Source organism: Flavobacterium caeni (assembly GCF_900101895.1).
GTDB classification, from domain to species: Bacteria; Bacteroidota; Bacteroidia; order Flavobacteriales; family Flavobacteriaceae; genus Flavobacterium; species Flavobacterium caeni.
This window is the reverse complement of the sequence record NZ_FMVF01000081.1, coordinates 1-1,019: the sequence shown is the minus strand read 5'-3', so window position 1 is coordinate 1,019 and position 1,019 is coordinate 1. Positions and strand designations below refer to the sequence as shown.

1 protein-coding gene is annotated in these 1,019 nt (G+C 32.3%); it reads left to right on the top strand.

Going from position 1 to position 1,019, the window contains the following annotated elements; genetic code table 11:
- Positions 1-239 precede the first annotated feature (239 nt).
- Positions 240-794 carry a hypothetical protein gene (locus tag BLP55_RS16665; protein ID WP_091147585.1) on the top strand — a complete coding sequence of 185 codons (555 nt, stop codon included), beginning with the start codon at positions 240-242 and terminating at the stop codon, positions 792-794.
- Positions 795-1,019 lie beyond the last annotated feature (225 nt).

The following is a 1,019-nucleotide window of genomic DNA, read 5'->3' as shown; positions in this document are numbered from 1 at the left end:
TTAGAAATTCAAAAATTTGAAAAGACAAAAATTGTTACAATATCTGAGTTTCTGTCTTCACATAAATAAACACCACCACTAACACCGCATTTACGCAAAAGCTGGTTTTTAGTAAGTTGAGCGTTTGTTCTTTCTTAGAAAATTCTATCTTAGCAGAGAGAACTCTGCTCCTATTTCCGCTTCTGCGAAAATGCGGAGAACGTTACCAGAAATTGCAGAGAACGAACTCGTAAATAATCATGAAATCTAAACTAGTAATTATAATCTTGTGTCTTTCAATATCAGCCTTTGCTCAAAAAAGCTCGGAGGAAAAATATGCTGAGAGAAACTCAATATGCAAACACAAGAACAAATATTCTATTCAAGATAGGAAATCCTTTTATCCGTTCAATAAAGCAAGTAATATTTTGCTTATCTCTTTTGACGATCCAGAAGTTCTTATAAATGAATTGCCGATTTCAAACCAGATTTTAGACAGTACAAAAGTCAAAGAAATTAAATCACTAACCCATGATGAAATTAATAATTTGAGCGACATCTTATACAATTTCGGTTTTATAAATGATAAGTTTCCGAAAATAATTGATGAAGCAAATTGTTATAATCCTAGAAATGCAATTTTATTTATAGATGAGAAATCAAAAATCTATGAATATATAGAAATTTGCTTCAGCTGCAATAAAATAGAATTCAGTTCGAAAGAAATAAAGACTTGGGATAATTGCACAGAGAAAAATGATTTGATTAGAAAATTTTTTAAATCAAAAGAGTTTAAAGTCGGTGTAGACAAGTAAGCAACTTCTGGTAACACTGTATTTACGCCAGAGCTGGTTTTCAGCTGATTGAACGTTCGTTCAAACCAAGAAAGTTTTATCTTAGCAGAGAAAACTCTGCTCCCATTTCCGCTCCAGCGCAAATACAGGGAACGTTGTGAGAAATGCAGAAGCATCGCGTTAAGAAATCAAATCGTATCGCTCAATTTGGTATCTTTGGGCGTGAAAAAAAATCTTTACATAATA